Origin of the sequence: Saccharothrix sp. NRRL B-16314 (assembly GCF_000716595.1) — a bacterium.
In the GTDB taxonomy this organism is placed as follows: domain Bacteria; phylum Actinomycetota; class Actinomycetes; order Mycobacteriales; family Pseudonocardiaceae; genus Actinosynnema.
In genome coordinates this window covers 30837-50368 of sequence record NZ_JNXC01000044.1, presented here as the reverse complement: position 1 = coordinate 50368, position 19532 = coordinate 30837, and the positions used below count along the sequence as shown (strand labels likewise).

The window sequence follows — 19532 nt, the reverse complement described above, 5'->3', positions numbered from 1 at the left end:
CACCGTCAACGGCGCCAAGGTGCTGTGCGGCAACATCCCCACCGCCAACGCCACCGTCTTCGTCATCGACAAGGTCATGATCCCCACCGCCTGACCCGCACAGCACCACCCTCACCGACGACGGATCGCGGCCACCCCAACGGCCGCGATCCGTCGTCGGTGCTCTGAGCGAAAGGCCGGAAGCACACCGGGAGCAGTCGTCGCCGGACGCAGTGATCGACCGATGGACCAGTACGTCCGTCTTGACCGGAGTCGCTCGTTCCACCACGACCGTCGAACTGGACCGCGGCGTGGTCGAGTACCGGTTCGACCGGCGCGACGCCGCCACGGTGGTCGTGTTGCACGGCGGCCACATGAATGCCGGCCTCGCGCTCGGCGAGGACGTGTTCGCCGACGCCGGCTACTCGGTGCTCGTGCCCTCGCGGCCCGGCTACGGTCGCACACCCCTGTCGACCGGCCACACGACCGCGGAATTCGCCGACGTCATCCCGTCGCTGTGCGACCACCTCGGCATCACCCGTGTCGCTGCCGTCGTCGGCATCTCGGCCGGAGGACCCACCGCGATCACGACGGCCGCCCGTCACCCGGACCTCGTCGAGCGGCTCGTCCTCCAGAGCGCACTGACGGCGTGATGTACGCGTTGGCGATCGACGCGGGCTGGTGGCGTGACCTCAGGGGCTCTGAGGTCGCAGAGGAAGCAAGTGAGCCGACGGTTGCCCAGGGATTCTCTTCCACGGAGCCCGGTGAGAAGGCACGATCCGAGCTATGAGCGGACCGGACCTCCTGCCTCTGCTGTGGGAGGAACACTTGCGCACGCCGTTCCCGCCGCACCTTCGCGGTCGAGACATCGACGGCGAGGACATGGTGGTGTTGGACTCGGACATCGCGGGCTGTGTCACTTCGGCCTTGTCGCAGCATCTGGACGAGCGACGCGACCGCATCCTCGTCAGGTGTCTTGGGGCCGTCGAGAAGGTCCTGCCGTTGATCGGTGACGACGAGCGCGCGTCCGAGTACTTCGAGCGCTTGCGGGAGATGGCCGGGCTGGTGGTCCGACGCGGGAGGCCCGAATAGCGCCGGTGGGACCACGCGCTCATGCCGATGACGGCCTGTTCACCGGCAGATGGTGTCGTGTCCACCGAAGTCGACGGTGGCCATGCGCGCCCGGTCGCCGAGTACCGCGTGCATCCTCAGGACCCGGAGTACGGGGGTCTGCGGCGGGTGCCCACGAACGCAGCCGCGAAGGCGTGTCCAGGCAGACGCCCCCGTGGATGTCCCGCGCCTGCACGACGTCACGGACCGCACCGCTCTGCGTGTCCGCCGTCGCGGCACGACCAATAACCCCGTCGTCGCGTGCTGCGCCGGCCCAGGTCGAGCCGGGAGCATCCCGAAAATCCGTTGACCGGCGGTCGGCAGGATGAACATCATGGCCGACATGCAGCAGTGACCAGTGACGACCGGAGAGGCCAACGGCGGGTTCGAGCAACTCCCCGCCGCCCTCCGGCGTGCCGCTCGAAGCCCGCACCGCGTGATCGGTGCCGGCCGCACACCACTGGTCCCGAGGCGATGCACCGCACCACGCCTCCTGCACGAGCACTGGAGTCCACGGAAACCATGAGCGAACTCCGCCGTACCGTCCTGCCCGCCGAACGTCCCGGGTCCGGCATCGACCGCGAAGCGCTGTGGGTGCTCGACGGCCTCGGCCTGCCCGCCGTCCGCACACCGAGGGTGCCCAGCCGTGAACGCATCCACGTCCCACTGCTCGACCGCGATCGGCGGCGGATGTTCGAGGGCGACGAGCACGTCCACGGTCCGTCATCCGGCCGCAGCCGCCACGCCGCCCGGCAAGGCCGCGTTCGGGCCCGCCGGGAGCGGCACCTGGGCGCCGGGGCCCGGTACGCCGCGCTCCGCGCTCGACTGCGGGGTAGGGGTCGGGGTCGCGGTCAGCTGTGAACGGCTGTCACCGGCGCGCTGCAACACGACGCGCGCCGGTGCAGTCCCTTGCCGCGATCGGAACCTCTCCATGAACACCGTCCAAGGCGACGCGACCCGCCGACGAGCCCGCCAAGCCGTCGGGGGTGTCGTGCCAGGTAAGCACTACTGGAACTCAAGTTGAACCGCGTGGCACGGAATTCCTCACCCTGATCGGGCATTCAGTCAGTGTCTCTTCCTCACAACGGCGGGCCTCGTGGTCATGCGCGGGCGTAGCGCTCCGCGAGGGTGCGCAGCAGTGGCCTGAGCTCGCTGGGCGACTCGACGGTGAAGTCCATGTTCAGCATGCCGATGTAGGCGGCGATCGTGTCCAGCGAGTCGGCGCCGGTGACGAGGACCGAGGTGGTGTCGGTGACCGTCTCGACCACACCGACGGCCGGGTGGATCCGGTCGAGGACGGCCTGGGCCGGCGCGTCGACCCGCAGGCGTGCGTGCACCTGCCAGCCGCTGAACGCGACACGGCGCATGGTGAAGCTCGTGTAGTCGTCGTCGGGGAGGGCGGTTGGGGCGAACCGGCGGTGGGTGCGCATGCGTGGCGTGATCCAGTCCGCCCGGTAGACGTCCCACTCGCCACTGGACGGGTCGCGGGCCACGAGGTACCAGCGTCGCTTCCAGGCGAGCAGGCGGTAGGGCTCGACGAGAAGCGAGGTGTCGCGGTAGTCGAAGCGGAACCACTCGACGTCGTGGATCGCGGTCGCGATGGTGCGCAGCACGGCGGGGTCCACCTCGGGGTCCGGCGCGTCGGTGTCGGTGTTCTCCGGCGCGTGGTCGACGACCGAGGCCAGTGCCTCCACCGTCGGCCGCAGGCGTGGCGGCAGGACCTGTTCGAGCTTGGCCAGCGCGCGGGCGCTGGAGGTCTCGAGCCCGGCGATGCCGCGGCCGGCGCGCAACCCGATCGCCACGGCCACCGCCTCCTCGTCGTCCAGGAGCAACGGGGGGAGCTTGCCGCCGGCTCCGAGCCGGTAGCCGCCCGTCGCGCCGCGAGTGGCCTCGACGGGGTAGTCGAGCGTGCGGAGGCGCTCCACGTCGTTGCGGATGGTGCGGGTCGTGACGCCCAGCCGGGCGGCGAGTTCGGTGCCGCTCCACGACGGACGCGACTGGAACAGCCCCAGAAGTGCGAGGAGCCGCGCCGATGTGTCCGCGGTCACTGCGACCACCTCCAGCTTATAGGAACGAACCTTTCCTATAAGCACTCTAGCGTCTGTGTCATGACGAACACGGAGATCCGCCCCTTCCGCATCGAGGTCACGCAGGCCGAGCTGGACGACCTGACCGGTCGCCTCGACCGCACCCGCCTGCCGCAGCCGGCGCCGGGCGACACGTGGGAGCACGGCACTCCCAACCACTACTTGCGTGAGGCCGTGACGGCGTGGCGCGCGTTCGACTGGCGCGCCGCCGAGGAGCGCATCAACGCCCACGCGCACTTCATCACCGAGATCGAGAACCAGCCGATCCACTTCATCCACGTCGAGTCGCCGCACGAGGGCGCGACGCCGTTGCTGCTCGCGCACACCTACCCCGGCTCGTCGGTCGACTACCTCGACATGATCGGCAGGCTCACCGACCCCGTCGCCCACGGCGGGCGCGCCGAGGACGCGTTCCACGTCGTCGTGCCGGACGCACCCGGCTTCGGCTTCTCCAACCCGGTCACCGAATCGGGCTGGACCACCGCCCGCGTGGCCCGTGCCTACGACACCCTCATGCGGAGGCTCGGCTACCAGCGCTACGGCGTCCACGGCTCCGACCACGGCGCGATGGTCGCCCGTGAACTCGGCATCCTCGCCCCGGAGGGCTTCCTGGGGTTGCACGTGCTGCAGCTGTTCTCCTTCCCGTCGGGCGACCCCGCGGAGTTCGAACGACTCGAACCGCAGGACTACGCCGGTCTGGAGCACATGCAGTGGTTCCAGAAGGTCGGCGGCTACAACACCATGAACGCCAGCAGGCCGCAGACGGTCGCGGCCGGGCTCAGCGACTCGCCGGTCGGGATGCTCGCCTACAGCGAGCTGTTCAACTCCTTCGGCAACGGCACATCCCTGGTGTCAATGGAAACCATCCTCACCGAGGTGTCCGTCAACTGGTTCGCGAACGCCGCAGCCGGCATGGCCCGGTCCTACTTCGACAACGCGGCCGCTCCCGCCGACGAGCCCGCCCCGGTGAACGCCGCCCCGACCGGCGTGGCCGTGTTCGCCGATGACTTCCAGACCATCAAGGTGTTCGCGGAACGGGACAACTCCAACATCGTGCACTGGAGCCGTTTCGAGAAGGGCGGCCACTTCGCCGCGCTAGAGGTCCCGGAGATCGTGGTGGACGACATCCGGACGTTCTTCACCGCACTGCGGTGACTTCCCGGGAACGGCCTCCCGACCCCCGGTCCGCGACAGTCGGAGCGGGGATCGAGATTTCTGCCTCGGCCAGCTCACCGCCCGCGCGTGGAAGATGCGGTGTTCGTGATGGGTGAACCTGATCTGCGAGGACTGGGCGAGAGCGTCTATGACGATGTTGATCGACTCAGCTCCGGCTGCTACCCCTCGTGGGTGCTGACGCGCGAGGGTGCCGAGGTGCAGAAGACACGAAATGGCAGGTGCACGTCCGGCGGCATCACCATGTTCGACTTCAGCGACTCGCTTGACACGCCAGGCCGTTCCCGGCTCCAAGTCGACGTCGTCACAGACGCCGGGCAAACGGGCAGCGCCTCTACCGACTTCACCGTGAGCTGACCGCCCCGACGCACCTTGGTCATGACCATTGACTCGAACCCGTGTTCGAGGCATGTTGCCAGATAGTGCTCGTTCGAGGAGCTATGTGATGGCCTACGGTGGCGACTGGTCATAGGGAGGGTGATGAGCGCCAGATCCAGCATCGAGTGGACCGAGACGACGTGGAACCCCAGTACCGGGTGCGACAAGGTGTCCGCTGGTTGCGACCACTGTTACGCACTCACCCTCGCGAAGAGGTTGAAAGCGATGGGGTCGGCGAAGTACCAGCTGGACGGCGATCCACGCACCAGCGGGCCGGGGTTTGGGGTGGCCGCCCACCTCGCGTCGCTCGCCGAACCGTTCCGCTGGCGTGAACCGCGACTCGTGTTCGTCAACTCGATGAGTGACCTCTTCCACGCCAAGATTCCACTCGACTTCATCCGTCAGGTCTTCGACGTGATGGCCGCGACCCCGCGGCACACCTACCAGGTGCTCACCAAGCGGGCACTGCGGTTGCGCCGCATTGCCGACAAGCTTCCTTGGCCGGAGAACGTGTGGATCGGTACGTCGGTGGAAGACCAGGCCGCCACGTCACGCATCGCCGAACTCAGCCGGGTGCCGGCCGCAGTCAAATTCTTGTCGTGCGAGCCGCTCTTGGGCCCCCTTCCGGACATGGACCTCGACCACATCGACTGGGTCATCGTCGGCGGTGAGTCCGGAGCCAACTGCCGTCCGATGGACGAGGAGTGGGTGGTCGGCGTCCGTGACCAGTGCGAACGAGTTGGGGTTCCGTTCTTCTTCAAGCAGTGGGGAGGGCGAACTCCCAAAGCCGGTGGCCGGTTGTTGGACGGGCGCACCTGGGACGAGATGCCTACCCGGCCAACGTCGACGAGTCGTACCGCGCGGGTCTGAACATCTCGGCACGTTCCATGCTCCTCCCCTTGCCGTCGTGGTCGACCAAGCCGTCTTCGTGTAGTCGCTTCACCGCTTTGCGGACATGGGTTTCCCTCGCTCCGGTGCCCAGCGTCGCCCCGTACACCTCCACCACGTGCCGTTGGAGGATCAACGGCTGGAAGCGTTCGAGCAAGCCGTCGATGTTGTCGCGGATGATCCCGATCCACTTCTCGCTGTGGTTGCGCTCGTAGTCCTCACGATCGAAGATCGACGCGTTCCCAGGCGCGAACAAGCCGAGTTGCCCGTTCGCGCCCTCCTTGGAAGCCTCGGCGTCTCGCCAAGCCTCTTCCCAGTCGAGCCCCGCATGACCAACGCAGTCGGCGAACAGCCAGGCACCGTCGGGGTGTCGGGTGAACAGGGTCAGCACGAAGATCGGAGCGTGCTGCGGGCGTCGCCGCACCGGCATGCTGATGGCCAGATAGCCGGTCTGGCGGGCGACCTCTTCCGCGTACTGCTCGGCCAAACGCAGCGCGATAGCAGCAGGTTTCCCCTCCTCCGGTCCGGCCGCGGCGGCCTCTTCGAAGCTGCTCCGCCACCACCCCGCGCCCAGGAAGTCGTCCAAGCGGCCGGCGAACGCCTCGTCCTGTCGGCTGAGCGGTCGCCGCTCGCGCTTCGCCTTGGTCAATCGCGAGCCGAAGTTCCACACGCTGCGTACCGAGACATGCAGCAGGACGTCTGTCGGCAGGTTTTCGTGAGCCCTCCGCCGCAAGAGATCTTGAAGACGATGTCGGCTCAGCGCGGGACCGAACGGATCCAGGAAGGCGAACAACGCTCGGTCGTGGCACATCCGCAGCACGAAGTCGAGGTGCTCGTCGACGTCACCCGCCAAAGGGAGGTACTTCTGCCCTCCGCAGCGAGTGTCGAGCACCTCCTGCAATCGGCTGAACGTCGCAGGGTCCTCTTCGATGAAGACCGCCTCGACGTCCCGACTCGGTGATACCCGTTTCGCCGCTTCGAGGAGGACCAGAGGTGATCCGGGAGTGTCGTCCTCGTAGCAACCTGCCCCCGCGTAGCCGTCGAGAAAGGTGACTCGGCCGCCGGTCCGAGAGCCTGCTTTGTACGCGAAAGGCTGGCAGTACCTCCGCAACAGCCCGTGCTTGACCACCGCAGGTGCTCTTCGTGCATCGAAGAAGCTCACGGACACCCCCTCCACACCCAAGCCAGGTTGACCTGCTGCGGACGCAGCGTCCATGGCCGGACGGCCGAAACACCCCGGATGGACGGCTCAAGCCGCCGAACATTCACTGGAACGGCAGAACGCGAGCACGGACTCTGCGCCACCTCGTAGCCGCGTGAGACCCGGATCAGGAGGATCTAGCTCATCCGGGCCCGCTTCGACCGAGCTGGTAAAGAGCGAGGTCGACATCCCGGGCCGTCCACTCGGAGTCGTGCTCCAGACCGATCTCCCTCAGCTCCTCGACGATGCCCATGTAGCGGCCGTAACGCCCTCGCTCGGAGGACAGGTCGTAGCCGAGCGAGGTCAGACCCGAGTGCGCATGCCGGTCGTAGACGGCCATGCGGTGGGGTGCAGCGGCGACCAGGATCGCGGAGGCCAGGGCGTCGCCGAACCGGAACCCGGGCAGTGGGCTGAGCAATCCTCGCCCGGCGCACGCCGCGTCGACGACCCGAACATCGGCGTCGCGGACGACAGCGACCGCAGGGGCGGTGACCGCTCGAACGTCGGCGTCGTGCATGTCGGAAAGCTCGCGTGCCCACCGCGTGTCCGCTCGCAGCCGTTTCCACATCAGCAGCGCGCCGATATCGGCCTTGCCGATGCTGCCGACGACAGCGATTCGTCCCGCGACCTCGTCGAGGACTTCGTCGTAGGCGTGGGACACGTGTTGCCGGTAGGCCGCCAGACTTCCGACCAACCGCGGCCACACCGCCTCGCTCCGCGCTGAGGGCACGGTGTCGTCCGCACACTCGTCCGACCTGTTCACGCGTTCGCCGCTTCGTACGCCTTGATCACGTCGTTGGGCACGCGGCCCCGTTCTTTGACCTGGAACCCGTTCTGCCGTGCCCACACCCGCACAGCTGTCAAGTCCTGCGCCAGGCCGGCGCGGCTGGTGTGAACCGGTGCGACCTGCTCCAGCGCCGTGCCCTCGCGGATCGCGGCACGCACGTCTTCGGCGGCACGCGTCGGCTCCAGCACCGCCGGTGTCACCAGTTCCGACACGGTCACGTTGGCCAGGCCCAGGCCCACCGCCACCTGGCGGATGTGCGTGTGGTGGCTGAGCACGATGATCTGCCACCGCTCCGCCAACCCGGCCATCACCCGGATGGCCGCCGCAGCGCGTGCGTCGTCGAACGTCATCAGCACGTCGTCGAGGACGACCGGCAGGGTGGGCAGGCCGCGGGCGACGCGGCTTTCCTGCAACGACGCGATGCCCGCGAGCCGCAGGGCGAGGAACGCCTGGTCTGCGGTCCCCTCGGACAACTCGTCGGGTGCGTGCGCTTGTTCGTCCGCTCCCACGATCCGGAGCGATCGCCCGTCCTTGCCGTGAAGGGGGCGCAGCCCGACGTACCGTCCCCCTGTCAGCTGCTCGAGGATGCGGCCCGCCGCGTCGAGCAGTGGGGAGGCGTGCTTGCGCTCGTACGCGTCCAGTTCGGCCCGCAGGACGGTCCGCTGGATCTCGACGACCAGGTACTCCTCGACGTGCTCGGCGAGCGCGGCCAGCTTCTCCTCGGCCCTGGCGTGCAGTTCCGCCGCTCCGGGACGCGTGGTCAGCTCGCGGTACTGCTGCTTCAACCTGACGTGGTCGGCGAACGCCCGCTCATGAGCTTCGCCGGCGGCGTGGGCGAGTCGTTCGGCGGACTCCGCTGCGAAGTGCAGGGACTCGGCGTCGACATCCGCCAGTTCGGACACCAACTGCTCGACATCGAGGTCCGGCAGTGCCGCCCCGATCACCTCGGTGTGCTTCGCGACCCGTTCTTCGAGGTCGGCGAGGCGTCGCCCTCGCCCCGCCGCCTGATCCAGGTCTCCGGTGCCCGCACGGTGTTCGAGGTCCGCCAACTCGTCGAGAGTGGATTGCCGCTGTTGCGCGGTGTGCTCGATTCCCTTCTCCAGAGCGGCCAGTCGGGCTTCGAAGTCGTCCGATCTCGTCTTGGCCTGCTGCGCGGCTTGCAGGCGGTCGGCCAGCAGAGCGGTGGTCCCGGCGGGATCAGCGGCCACGTCGATGCCCAGCAGAGCGGTCACTCGGGTGAGTTCCCCGGTGAAGGACTGGTAGCGCTCGCGGAGCGCACGAGCTTCGTCGCGGTGACGGTTCGCGTCGGTGTGGAGTTCACGGGCCTGCGCCGCGACATCTCGTCGTCGGTACCACCCCGTCGGACTCAACATGGGCAGCCCGACTGCGGTGAGGGCGCTCTTCCACCTCGCGTCGATCGAGTCGCGAATTGTCGACGCCCGGTCACGGCCAAGCTGCGCGGCCTCCCTCAGCTTCCGCATCCGCTCCGCCACGGCTCGCGACCCTCGCGCGTCGGCGTCCTCGACGAGCACCTCCTCGGCAGCCGTCAGCAGGCTGTCCATATCGGCACCGGGACGGGGACGTCCGGCTCGCGCGAGCACCTCGGTCAGGTAGGTGCGCAGCTGCTCGACCTGGGGGCGCAGGTTCTCCACGAGGTCCCGCGCCGCCCCGGCCCTGCCCTCGGCCGCCAGCGCGTCGACCAGCAGCGCACGATGTGCGATCGCCTCCGGGGGTGGGGGAGCGACCACACCCGCCGGTTGCCAGACGGCCGTCCATTCCTGCCACGCCGCGGCCAGCGCGGACACCGCCGCATCGATCGCCATCGCCGCGTCGGCGGCCTCGACCCGGGCCGCCGTGGCCTGCGTGGCCAGACCCGCTCGTGCCGCGGCTGCTTCCCGGTGCTCGGACAGCAGGTCGGCTACGCGATCGGCCTGTCGGACGGCGCGCTCCGCCGCCACCGGGAGGCCAGGTGTGTCTGACGCGAGAGCTCCCGTCACCCATGCCCGTACGACGTCGTCGATGAGCCTGTCCCGCTCGGCACGCGCGTCCACCAACGCGGTGAGGGCGGGGACATCGTGATCACCGCTCGCGCGCAAGCGCTGTTCGAGCTCGTCGACCCGTTGTGCCGCGATCGCCGATGCGGAACGCGCGGCGCGTACTGCCTCCTCGCACGCGACGAGCCGGTCGCCACTGGTCTTGACCGTGCCCGGTGACGGGACGGCGCCCAGCGTCGTGTGGACAGGGAGACCTGCTCGGGTGAGCAGCTCGGCGCGCTCGGAGGTCGCCTCGTGCGCTGCGCCCAGCGCTTCGTCGAACGCCGTTAATGCCGAACCCGTCGCCTTCAGCGAGCCGAGGGCCTCGCGCAGAGCCGCGATGGATGCCGGAGGCGTCGAGGCCGGGTCGGAACTGTCGGCGGCCTCCTGGTCGCGGGCGGCGGACAGCTTTTCCTCGGCCATGACCAACGCCTTGTCCGCGTCGTGGAGTTCCGCCGCGACGGCGTCCAACTCGGCGATCCGGTCCTCACCGAGCCACAGCCGGGACAGCCCGTCCTCGACCAGCAGGTCGTCGTCACCGGTGAGACCGGAAATCAGCGCCCGAGCCTCACCGTCCAGCAGGTCGGCACCGGACTGGGCGTTCTCGGCGGTGGCCATGCCCTCGACCCGTGCCGTGCACTCATGGGCCAGCAGGGTGATCGCGGACTGCTCGGTCAGGACGTCATGCTCGACGGTGACGGCCGCCGACTGCTCGAAGACCTCCTCCCGCTGCCGCTCGATGTCCGCCATGTCGTCGTCAAGAATCTGGAGCCGGTCGGTCACTTCGTCCCAGGCCACGAGGTCCTCACCCGAGAGGCAAGGACCGGCGGCGCGCAGTTCGGCTGCGTGAGCTCGCACCTGTGCCAGATCCCGGACCTCCCCGGCGACCCTGAGCTTCGCGCTCCACGTGTCGTGGTCGGTTCTGGCCCTTTCGGACTCGGCACGCCGCAGGGCGAGGTCACCCGCGGCCCGTTCCATGGCGGCCCGCACGTCCATCACGTGATGGGCGCGGGCCATCGCCTGTTCTGTTTCGGCCACGGCGTCCTGGTACTCGGCGAGTGCCCGACGCGCCTCGACGTTCCTGTTGTTGCGGTGGCTCTTGTACAGCGCGTCGGCCCGTGCCGACAGGTCTTCGAGGATGTCGTCGACCGAGTGCCCGCTGCGGGCCTGGAAGATCAACGAGGCGAGGTCGCCCTTCGCCCGGCACAGGTCACGTCCGCCGGCACGCAGGGCTTCGTGCGACAACCCGAACGAGGTCTTCCACAGGGTGCGGTCGTCCCCGTCGCCCTGCCATACCGCCGTGATCCCGGCGCCCGTCGCGATGTCGCTCAAGCCGCTCGCGACACGCTCGACGCGCAGTTCCGCCTCGTCCGGTAGGAGGAGGGTGGCGCGCAGGACGAGTGCCTGCCTGCTGAAGCGGAAGCTGCGCGAAGAGTGGAAGGGGATCGACCACAGCAGGTCGGCCAAGGCGTCGAGGGTCGTGCTCTTGCCGGTCTCGTTGCCGCCGAGGACGAGGCTGAGACCGGTGCCGAAGTCGACGGACCTGTTCTCGAATGCCCCGTAGCGGGCGAGTTCGAGCGTGCTGACGCGCATCAGTTCACCTCGAAAGACATTTTGGCCACCAGGTCGTCCAGCGCCGTGGCGGTGATCCTGCGCAGGACGTCTTCGTCGCGCAGGTCGAGCAGGCCGCTCCTGCGCAGTTCGAGGCCGAAGTCGCGGTTGGGCAACTTCGCCACCTCGTGGACGAGACCGAGGTCCTCGGTCAACTCCAGGCCCCGACGCCGGATCGCGTCGAGCAACCGGTCCTCAACCCTGCTCCCGGTCTGCGGCGCGCGCGCCTGCGAGACGGCTCTTTCGACCGTGACCCCGGTGCGTTCCGCGAGTGACCGCACCGTCTCGGTCAACCGGACCCGGTCGCTCAACGCCCCCGCCGCCGCGGTCTCGCCGGTGATCGTGACGCGGGCCAGCAGCGGGCGGTCACCCGTCGTCGCCCGTTCCTCGGCCAGGCGACGCGCCACCGAGTCGAAGACGTCGTCGACCGATCGCAGGCCGGTGGCGTCCACCTCGACCTTCCCCCACCGAGCTACGTCCAGCGGCTCGAAGGACAGGACCGCCTTCTGCTCGACGGCGAGGTCCACGACCAAGGCGCCCTTCGGGCCGGTTTCGTTCACGTGCCTGCCCTGGAGGTTGCCCGAGAACGCGGCCACCCAGTGGTTTTGGTTCACGACTCGTCGGGTGTGGACGTGGCCCAAGGCGAAGTACTCGTAGGCCTTCCGCTCCAGGTCCGCCGGCGAGCACGGGGCGTACTTCGCGTGCCCCTCCGCCCCCGAGACCGCAGTGTGGAGGATGCCGACGTTCACCAGGCCGTCGACCCGATCGGGGTACGACAGCACCAGGTTGTCGTCGACGGCCTTCGACGCGAAGCCTTGACCGTGGACCGCCAGACCCAGGTCGTCCACGGTGACCCGCTGCGCCTCGTCGGTGCTCATCACCGTGACGTTGTCGGGAAGGGGCACGGCTCTCGTGACGACGCTGGCGGCGTCGTGGTTGCCGGCGACCATGAAGACGCGCACCCCGTGCTGGTCCAAGACGTCCATCTGCCGGGCGAAGAACTGACCTGTCGCGTAGTCCTTCCAGTCACCGTCGTAGATGTCCCCGGCCAGCACGAGCGCGTGGGCGCCCTTGTCCACGACCAGTCTCACCAGGTTCTCCATCGCGCGCCGCGACGCCAACCGCAGTTGCTGGGCGAGGTCTTCGTCGGCGAATCTGCTGAGCCCGCGCAGAGGGCTGTCGAGGTGGATGTCGGCCGCGTGCACGATCCGCACCCCGGTCACCGCTGCGCGCTTCGGTGGTGCGGGCGAACCGCGGGCAGTGGAACCAAATGGTGATCATGCAAGAGCCTCATGGCCCGCACATCGCAGCCGTACGCCGTAGCGCTACATCGACCATTCACACGATTCGATGAGTAATCCTCGCCTATTGGCTCGTTACTGCGACAAGACGAAAGTGTCACTGGCGTGATTCACCTGTTCGGACGCTAACGCCGAATGGAACTGACACGACGTAGCCGCTGTCACTGTTTTCGACAGACCGTCCTTGCTCGGACGGCGCAAGATCCGAGGAGACCGAGTGGGGCTGTTCGACCGGCTGCGACAGAGGTTCGGAGGCGGAGCCGCCGTGGCCGCGCCACCGCCACCCGCACCGCCATACGCACCGTCCGCCCGCCCGCCGGTCTTCGCGCCCCACCCGCCGCAGCCTGTTCTGGCGCCGCCTTCCCAGCCGGCGCAACCAGCTTCACCACGCCGACCCGCAGTGTCCGCTCCGGCCTGGGTGCCGGTCGGCACGACGACGTCGGTGGCGGGGCGGTCCCTGCCCGGCGGGATGATCTACTTCGGCAAGCTCTCCCGCGGAGAGGCCGTGCCGGGCCGCAACGTCGAGATCATCGACCCGACGTTGCCGATCGACTGGCGCAAGCCCGACTTCACCGGCCAGGACATGGACTACTGGCCCGCCTACCACTCGATCACGCCGCGGAGCAGGGCCGCGTACCTGCTGTGGCTGGAGAGCGGTCGGTGGGCACCCGACACCTACATCGGCTTCGTGTTCCTCTACTTCTACGGCCTGGAACGCCGGGCGCTGGTCGATGCGCAGCGGGACCCGGCCGCGCGGGCCGACCTGCCGCGCATCCTGGGCGAGGTGGTTCGACTGCTGACGGTCTACGGCGACAACTCGTCGTTCCGGCAGTACGCGACCGAGTTCCAACAGGTCCTGCGAGCCCTCGTCACCAGGGGAGAGGGGCCTGCGCCCGACCCGGTCGAGCACGACAAGTGGCCCCCGCCACTCACGCTGCGCGTCGGCATCGGCCGCTTCGCCGCCGAGGGGCGTCCCGTCCCGGTGGACTGGGCGTGGTCGTGGGCCATGCTCCACCCCGAGATCTACGCCCGCACGCCCGCGACGCGGTGCCCGAACGAGTTCCGTGCGCTGTTCGCCACTCGCTACCGGGCCCGCTACACCGACGGCATCAAGGTCCGCACCCTGAAGAGCCGGGTGGACCTCTCCTACCGCCCTGCCAGTGGCGGGCTCCGGACGACGAGTTGGCACCTGGACGTGCCTGACGTGCTCACCGCCGCCGCGCCGACGAAGGCGCTCAAGGCGCTGATCGAGTCGTGTACCGATGACCTGGACGCCTACAGCCGCCTGATCGGCCGGCAACCCGAGGCGGCGGGGACACTGCCCGCGCTGGCCCTGTTGCCGGACGAGCTGTTCACCGGTGACCTCGACGGTCTGCACCCGGTGCGCGACCTGGTCGACCGGACCCTCCCGGACGATGCATCGCAGGCCCGGTTCGAGCTGGCCGACCTAACCTCGCTGTGGCCGTCCCGCACGCCCGGGAAGTTCGCGAAGGCCGAGGCGGTCGGACTGGCGCAACTGCTGGACAAGTTCGGCATCGGCATCGAGCCCGACGTGCGCATGGGCGCACCCGTGCAGAGCATGGGACCGGCCGTGCTGTTCCGGGTCACCGCCGCGCAGCCGGCGACCACGACGCCCGAGTACACGGCCGCCACGACGCTGCTGCACCTCGCAGCCGTGGTTTCCGCGGCCGATGACGACGTGTCCGCCGCTGAACGGGACCACCTGATCTCCCACCTGGAGTCGAGCCTGCACCTGACGCCGGGGGAGCGGGTCAGGCTGACCGCCCACTTGGACTGGCTGCTGGCCTCGAAGCTGAAGCTGACCGGGCTCACCAAGCGCCTGGGTGGCCTCACCGACGCGCAACGTGCCCACGTCGCCGAGTTCGCCACCGCGATCGCGGCAGTGGACGGCGTCGTCTCGCCCGGCGAGGTCGACACGCTGCGCAAGATCTACAAACTGCTGGGGCAGGAACCGGACTCGGTGTACACCCAACTGCACGCCCTCACCGCCGCGTCCACCCGCCCCGCACCGGCCACCGAACCCGTGGTCGTCGTGCCCGCGGACACCGGCCCGACCGGCTACCTCATCCCGCCACCACCGAAGCCCGAGCCACCGGTCGGCGCCGTGCGCCTTGACCCCGCGCTGGTGGAGGCCAAGATGCGGGAGAGCGCCGCCGTGGCCGCGCTGCTCGCTGACGTCTTCGACGACGACCCTGAAGAGGCCGCACCACCGCCACTCGCACCGGTTGTCGCGGTGGACCTCGTCGGGTCCCTCGACGCCTCCCACTCGACTCTGTTGCGTGAACTGGCCACACGACCGTCCTGGAGCCGTGCCGACTTCGATGCCCTCTGCGCCGGGGTACGCCTGCTACCGGAAGGCGCGCTGGACGTGCTCAACGAAGCGGCGGTCGAGGCCGCCGACGAACCGGTCGTCGAGGACGACGGCGACCAGCTCGTGATCAACGACTACGCAATGGGAGAACTGCTCGCATGAACGACACGCGCATCCGGCCCCGCGACCGCGACGCGATCATCCAGTCGCTGCGGGCCGGCGTCGTACCCCGCTCGGGGCAGCAGCACGTGCAGGTCGGGCGTGCGCGCGAGGTCGAGTCGCTGCTGCGCGACCTCGACAGCGTCGCCGACGGCGGCTCCACAGCACGCTTCGTCATCGGGGAGTACGGCTCGGGCAAGACCTTTTTCCTGAACCTCATCCGCGCCGCCGCGCTGAAGAAGCGCCTGGTCACCGTGCACGCCGACCTCGCGCCCGACCGTCGCCTGCACGCCACCGGCGGCCAGGCCCGCAGCCTCTACGCCGAACTGGCCCGCAACACCTCTACCTCGGCCAAGCCGGACGGCGGCGCGCTGGCGGGCATCGTCGAGCGGTTCGTCTCCCAGGCACTCACCACCGCTCGTGAGCAGGGCACGTCACCGGAGAACGTCATCCGGCAGCGCATGGCCGAGCTGTCCGAGCTGGTCGGCGGCTACGACTTCGGCACCGTCATCGAGGCGTACTGGCGTGGCCACGACACCGGCAACGAACAGCTCAAGATCGACTCGGTGCGCTGGCTGCGCGGTGAGTTCACCACCAAGACGGAGGCTCGCGCGGCGCTCGGCGTGCGCACGATCGTGGACGACGCGAGCTTCTACGACCAGCTCAAGCTGCTGTCCCGCTTTGTGCGCATGGCCGGCTACAGCGGCCTGCTGGTGTGCCTGGATGAGATGGTCAACCTCTACAAGCTGACCTCCTCGCAGGCCCGTTCCGCCAACTACGAACAGATCCTGCGCATCGTCAACGACAGCCTCCAGGGCATCAGCACCCACGTGGGCTTCTTGTTCGGCGGCACACCGGAGTTCCTCATGGACACCCGTCGCGGCCTGTACTCCTACGAGGCGTTGCAGTCCCGCCTGGCCGAGAACGCCTTCGCCGCCAACGGCCTGGTGGACCACTCCGGCCCGGTGCTGAGGCTGACCAACTTGACGCAAGAGGACTTCTACATCCTGCTCACCAAGCTGCGCCACGTGCACGCCTCGGGTGACCCGCAGCGGTACCTCGTGCCCGACGAGGCGCTGCACGCGTTCATGCACCACTGCTCGCAGAACATCGGCGACGCCTACTTCCGCACGCCGCGCACCACGATCCGGGAGTTCCTGAACCTGCTGTCGGTACTGGAGCACAACCCCGGCCAACCGTGGGAAGCGCTCGTCGGCGGCGTGCGGTTCGAGGCAGAGCTGAACCCCGACCTCGAACCACTGGAGCCGGTCGCGCAGGACGAGTCGAGAGTGGACGATGAGCTGGCCACCTTCCGCCTCTGACACCCCGCCGCAATCCTCGCAGTTCTTCCGCCTCCACCAGAAGGTCCAGCGCTGGATCCACCGGCAGGGGTGGCCGAAGCTCAACGACGCGCAGGAACAGGCCATCCCCTTGGTGCTCAAGGGTATTGAGGACGTGATCGTCTCGGCGGCCACCGCGTCGGGCAAGACGGAGGCGGCATTCCTGCCAATCTGCTCCGCCCTGCTCGACGAGGTGGACGACGGCGGCATCCGGGTGCTCTACGTGTCGCCGCTCAAGGCGCTGATCAACGACCAGCACCGCCGCCTCGACGAGCTGTGCGACGAACTCGACCTGCCGGTGCACCGCTGGCACGGCGACGTGCCCGGTTCGGCCAAGGCCAAGGTCCTCAAGAAGCCCGACGGCATCCTGCTCATCACGCCGGAGTCACTGGAGGCGATGTTCGTCCTGCGCGGCATGGAGATCGGCTGGCTGCTGCGCGCCCTGAGGTGGGTCGTGATCGACGAGATGCACTCGTTCATGGGCACCGAGCGCGGCGCGCAGCTCCAGTCCCTGCTGCACCGCGTCGAGCTGGCGACACGCCGTCGCGTGCCCCGCATCGGCCTGTCGGCCACCCTGGGCGACATGGAATCGGCGCGGGACTACCTGCGCCCGGGCAACGGCGACGACGTCCACCTCCTGGCGGCTACGCACCAGAGCGGGAACATCAGCGCCATAATCCGCGGGTACCTCAATGAGGCACCCGCCACCCAGGATGAGGAATCCGACGAGGGGACCTCCGTCGAGCAGATCAGCGACCACGTGTTCACCACCCTGCGCGGTGGCAACAACCTCGTGTTCTTAGACCGGCGTGGCGACGTCGAGCTGTACTCCGACCGCTTGCGCCGCCGCAGCGAGGAACGCAGCGTGCCCAACGAGTTCTTCCCGCACCACGGAAGCCTCGCCAAAGACGTGCGGGAGCACGTCGAAAGCCTGCTCAGGAGCAATCGGCCGGTCACCGTGCTGTGCACCTCGACGTTGGAGATGGGCATCGACATCGGCACACTCACCTCGGTCGCCCAGATCGGAGCGCCGCCTTCCGTGGCGAGCCTGCGTCAGCGCATCGGTCGGTCCGGACGTCGTGGCGAGCCCGCCGTGCTGCGCATGTACGTGACCGCCCAGGAGATCAACGCCGACATCGCGCCCCAGGACGAGCTGCGCGCTGAGCTGTTCCAGGCCGTGGCGATGATGAGCCTGCTGTCCGAGCGCTGGTACGAGCCCGCGGACACATGTTCGTTGCACCTGTCCACGCTCATCCAGCAGATCATGTCCATCATCGCCCAGCACCAGGGCGCCCACCCGGCAGAGCTGTTCCAAGCGCTGTGCCTTTCCGGACCGTTCGCGCACATCGACAAGGCCACCTTCGCCACCCTGCTCCGCGACCTCGGTCAAGCCGAACTCGTCCAGCAGGAGCCCGACGGCCTGCTGCTGCTCGGCAGGGCCGGGGAGCGGATCGTCAACCACTACTCGTTCTACGCGGTCTTCGCGGAGAAGCAGGAGTACCGGCTGATCCACGGCTCCCGGACCCTCGGCGTGTTGCACGTGACCACACCCACCGAAGTCGGTTCCCTCGTCATCTTCGCGGGCCGGCGTTGGAAGATCGTCTCCGTGGACGACCAGGCGGCACTGATCCAGGTGGAGCCCTCGCACGGCGGACGGGCACCCAAGTTCGCCGGCGGTCGTGCCGAGATCCACGACGAAGTCCGCCGCCGCATGCGCGTCTGGTACGAGTCCGACGACGTCCCCGCCTACCTCGACGCCACTGCGCAACGGCTCCTCGACCAAGGCCGCGCGGCCTACCGCCGTTTCGATCTCACCGGCAACCCGGCGCTGGCCAAGGGCAGCGACACCATCGTCTTCCCCTGGCGCGGCGATCGCATCCTCAACACCCTGACAGCCTGGCTGACCCGTGCGGGTGTGCCTGCCGTCCGGGACGGCGTCGCCTTCACAGTGCCCAACTGCACACCGGCCCAACTGCGTGCGGTTCTCCAGCAACTGTCCCTGGAGGACGACACCACCGCCGAGGACATCGCCTCCGCACTGCCCGACACCGTCGTGGCGAAGCACGACGTCCACCTTGGCAAGCCGTTGCGCACCCGCGGCTACGCCGCTGGGTGCCTCGACATGGCAGGGGCCCGTTCCACGCTGGCAGACCTTGTCGGCAGGCTGCCCGAGCACGACGTCGACGTCATCACCGGAATCCCTTCCATTCCGCCACCAGTCGTCGCCATCCCGACCGCCTACGCGGTCGTGGATGTCGAAACCACCGGCTTCGCCGCCTGGGGCAAGGACCGGGTCATCGAGGTAGCGGTCATCCGCGTCGCCCACGATGGCACCGTCCTGGGTGAGTGGAGCGCACTGGTCAATCCTCAACGTCCACTCGCCGCCTCCAAGATTCACGGCATCACCGAGCACGACGTGGCGGACGCTCCTGCATTCGCCGACATAGCACCCACCCTCGCTGCTCACCTGGGCGACGCCGTGGTCGTGGCTCACAATGCCTCGTTCGACTTGAACTTCCTGAACGCGGAGTTCGCCCGCACCAGCACGCCGCTTGCGTTGAGCGGGACGCTGTGCACGATGAAGCTCGACGACCACGTCCACCAGACGGGTCGCCGTAAATTGGAGGACTGCATCGCCGCGATCGGCATATGCACCAGTCAGGGCACGGCCCACCGAGCCCTCGCCGATGCCAGGGCCACCGCCGACCTGCTGCGGCACTACCTGACGCACACGCCCCAGGATGTGCGAAACCTCGTCACCGCGTCCGAGCACAGCACCTCGTAGGCCCCTTGAAGCCGGGACCACCCCCGCTCGCGCGGGGAAGACACTTCTCGACCAGCTACGTTACGCGACGAGTCGCCGTTTCAGCATCGGTTTGGTGTGGGACCGCTCTACGGCGAATCGCATCTCGAACCGGCCTCCGGCCCATCGGATCTCGCAGCGAGGACATGAACGCGTTACCGGATCGGGAACGATGCCAGGGATCAAGATGAGGGCGCGGTCGTGGCTGACGATGACGACAAACGGCTCGGCGAAGCCGTTCGCACCTGGTGAAGTCTTCACGACGTCAACAACGGCCTCGGCGAGGACCGTGTCGAACGAGGTGGTGAACCGGCCTGCCCGGTCGCTGAATCGGGAACAAAGGTTTTCGC

15 protein-coding genes are annotated in these 19532 nt (G+C 68.6%); 10 read left to right on the top strand and 5 right to left on the bottom strand.

What is annotated here, in order from left to right; genetic code table 11:
• The 4 genes from OQ02_RS43155 to OQ02_RS36610 form a co-directional block, all read left to right on the top strand.
• Positions 1-94 (top strand): fasciclin domain-containing protein (locus OQ02_RS43155; RefSeq protein WP_197043660.1); only part of this gene is annotated, 94 nt, incomplete at its 5' end.
• A gap of 148 nt (positions 95-242) precedes the next feature.
• Positions 243-632, top strand: a complete 390-nt coding sequence (locus OQ02_RS36620; RefSeq protein WP_081916198.1) for an alpha/beta fold hydrolase — start codon at positions 243-245, stop codon at positions 630-632.
• A 133-nt stretch (positions 633-765) separates the two neighbouring features.
• Positions 766-1071 carry a hypothetical protein gene (locus tag OQ02_RS36615; protein WP_033443263.1) on the top strand — a complete coding sequence of 102 codons (306 nt, stop codon included), beginning with the start codon at positions 766-768 and terminating at the stop codon, positions 1069-1071.
• 540 nt (positions 1072-1611) lie between these two features.
• A complete protein-coding gene (locus OQ02_RS36610) occupies positions 1612-1950 on the top strand; it encodes a hypothetical protein (protein WP_033443262.1) in 339 nt (112 codons plus the stop codon).
• Positions 1951-2189: 239 nt separating this feature from the next.
• Here the strand turns inward: OQ02_RS36610 and OQ02_RS36605 are convergent, their stop codons facing one another.
• The gene (locus OQ02_RS36605) at positions 2190-3137 is read right to left on the bottom strand and encodes a helix-turn-helix transcriptional regulator (RefSeq protein WP_033443261.1); all 948 of its coding nucleotides are present in this window, start codon (positions 3135-3137) and stop codon (positions 2190-2192) included.
• 60 nt (positions 3138-3197) lie between these two features.
• Between OQ02_RS36605 and OQ02_RS36600 the strand changes: the two genes are divergently transcribed.
• The 3 genes from OQ02_RS36600 (at position 3198) to OQ02_RS36590 (ending at position 5597) form a co-directional block, all read left to right on the top strand.
• Positions 3198-4331, top strand: coding sequence for an epoxide hydrolase family protein (locus OQ02_RS36600; RefSeq protein WP_033443260.1), 1134 nt, complete (start codon positions 3198-3200; stop codon positions 4329-4331).
• 87 nt (positions 4332-4418) lie between these two features.
• Positions 4419-4706, top strand: a complete 288-nt coding sequence (locus OQ02_RS36595; RefSeq protein ID WP_156077534.1) for a hypothetical protein — start codon at positions 4419-4421, stop codon at positions 4704-4706.
• A gap of 123 nt (positions 4707-4829) precedes the next feature.
• Positions 4830-5597: a DUF5131 family protein gene (locus OQ02_RS36590; RefSeq protein ID WP_033443273.1), complete on the top strand. Its 768-nt coding sequence runs from the start codon at positions 4830-4832 to the stop codon at positions 5595-5597.
• Here OQ02_RS36590 and tcmP read toward each other — a convergent pair.
• The 4 genes from tcmP to OQ02_RS36570 all read right to left on the bottom strand — a co-directional run bounded on the left by tcmP (position 5557) and on the right by OQ02_RS36570 (position 12461).
• A complete protein-coding gene (gene tcmP, locus OQ02_RS36585; RefSeq protein ID WP_197043659.1) occupies positions 5557-6777 on the bottom strand; it encodes a three-Cys-motif partner protein TcmP in 1221 nt (406 codons plus the stop codon). The two genes, OQ02_RS36590 and tcmP, sit on opposite strands and share 41 nt — an antisense overlap.
• A 181-nt stretch (positions 6778-6958) precedes the next feature.
• A complete protein-coding gene (locus tag OQ02_RS36580) occupies positions 6959-7477 on the bottom strand; it encodes a hypothetical protein (protein ID WP_197043658.1) in 519 nt (172 codons plus the stop codon).
• Between the two features lie 98 nt (positions 7478-7575).
• Entirely contained in the window at positions 7576-11229 is a 3654-nt protein-coding gene (locus OQ02_RS36575) for an AAA family ATPase (RefSeq protein ID WP_033443258.1), read from the bottom strand.
• A complete protein-coding gene (locus OQ02_RS36570; RefSeq protein ID WP_033443270.1) occupies positions 11229-12461 on the bottom strand; it encodes a metallophosphoesterase family protein in 1233 nt (410 codons plus the stop codon). The genes OQ02_RS36575 and OQ02_RS36570 overlap by 1 nt, the downstream gene beginning before the upstream one ends.
• A 487-nt stretch (positions 12462-12948) precedes the next feature.
• Between OQ02_RS36570 and OQ02_RS36565 the strand changes: the two genes are divergently transcribed.
• Genes OQ02_RS36565 through OQ02_RS36555 form a run of 3 tightly spaced genes read left to right on the top strand, consistent with a single transcriptional unit; the run spans position 12949 to position 19164 of the window.
• Positions 12949-15042, top strand: a complete 2094-nt coding sequence (locus tag OQ02_RS36565) for a tellurite resistance TerB family protein (protein WP_051773247.1) — start codon at positions 12949-12951, stop codon at positions 15040-15042.
• Complete coding sequence (locus tag OQ02_RS36560; protein ID WP_033443257.1) at positions 15039-16361, top strand: ATP-binding protein; 1323 nt, start codon at positions 15039-15041, stop codon at positions 16359-16361. The genes OQ02_RS36565 and OQ02_RS36560 overlap by 4 nt, the downstream gene beginning before the upstream one ends.
• Positions 16336-19164, top strand: coding sequence for a DEAD/DEAH box helicase (locus OQ02_RS36555; protein ID WP_063747215.1), 2829 nt, complete (start codon positions 16336-16338; stop codon positions 19162-19164). The genes OQ02_RS36560 and OQ02_RS36555 overlap by 26 nt, the downstream gene beginning before the upstream one ends.
• Positions 19165-19532: the final 368 nt, after the last annotated feature.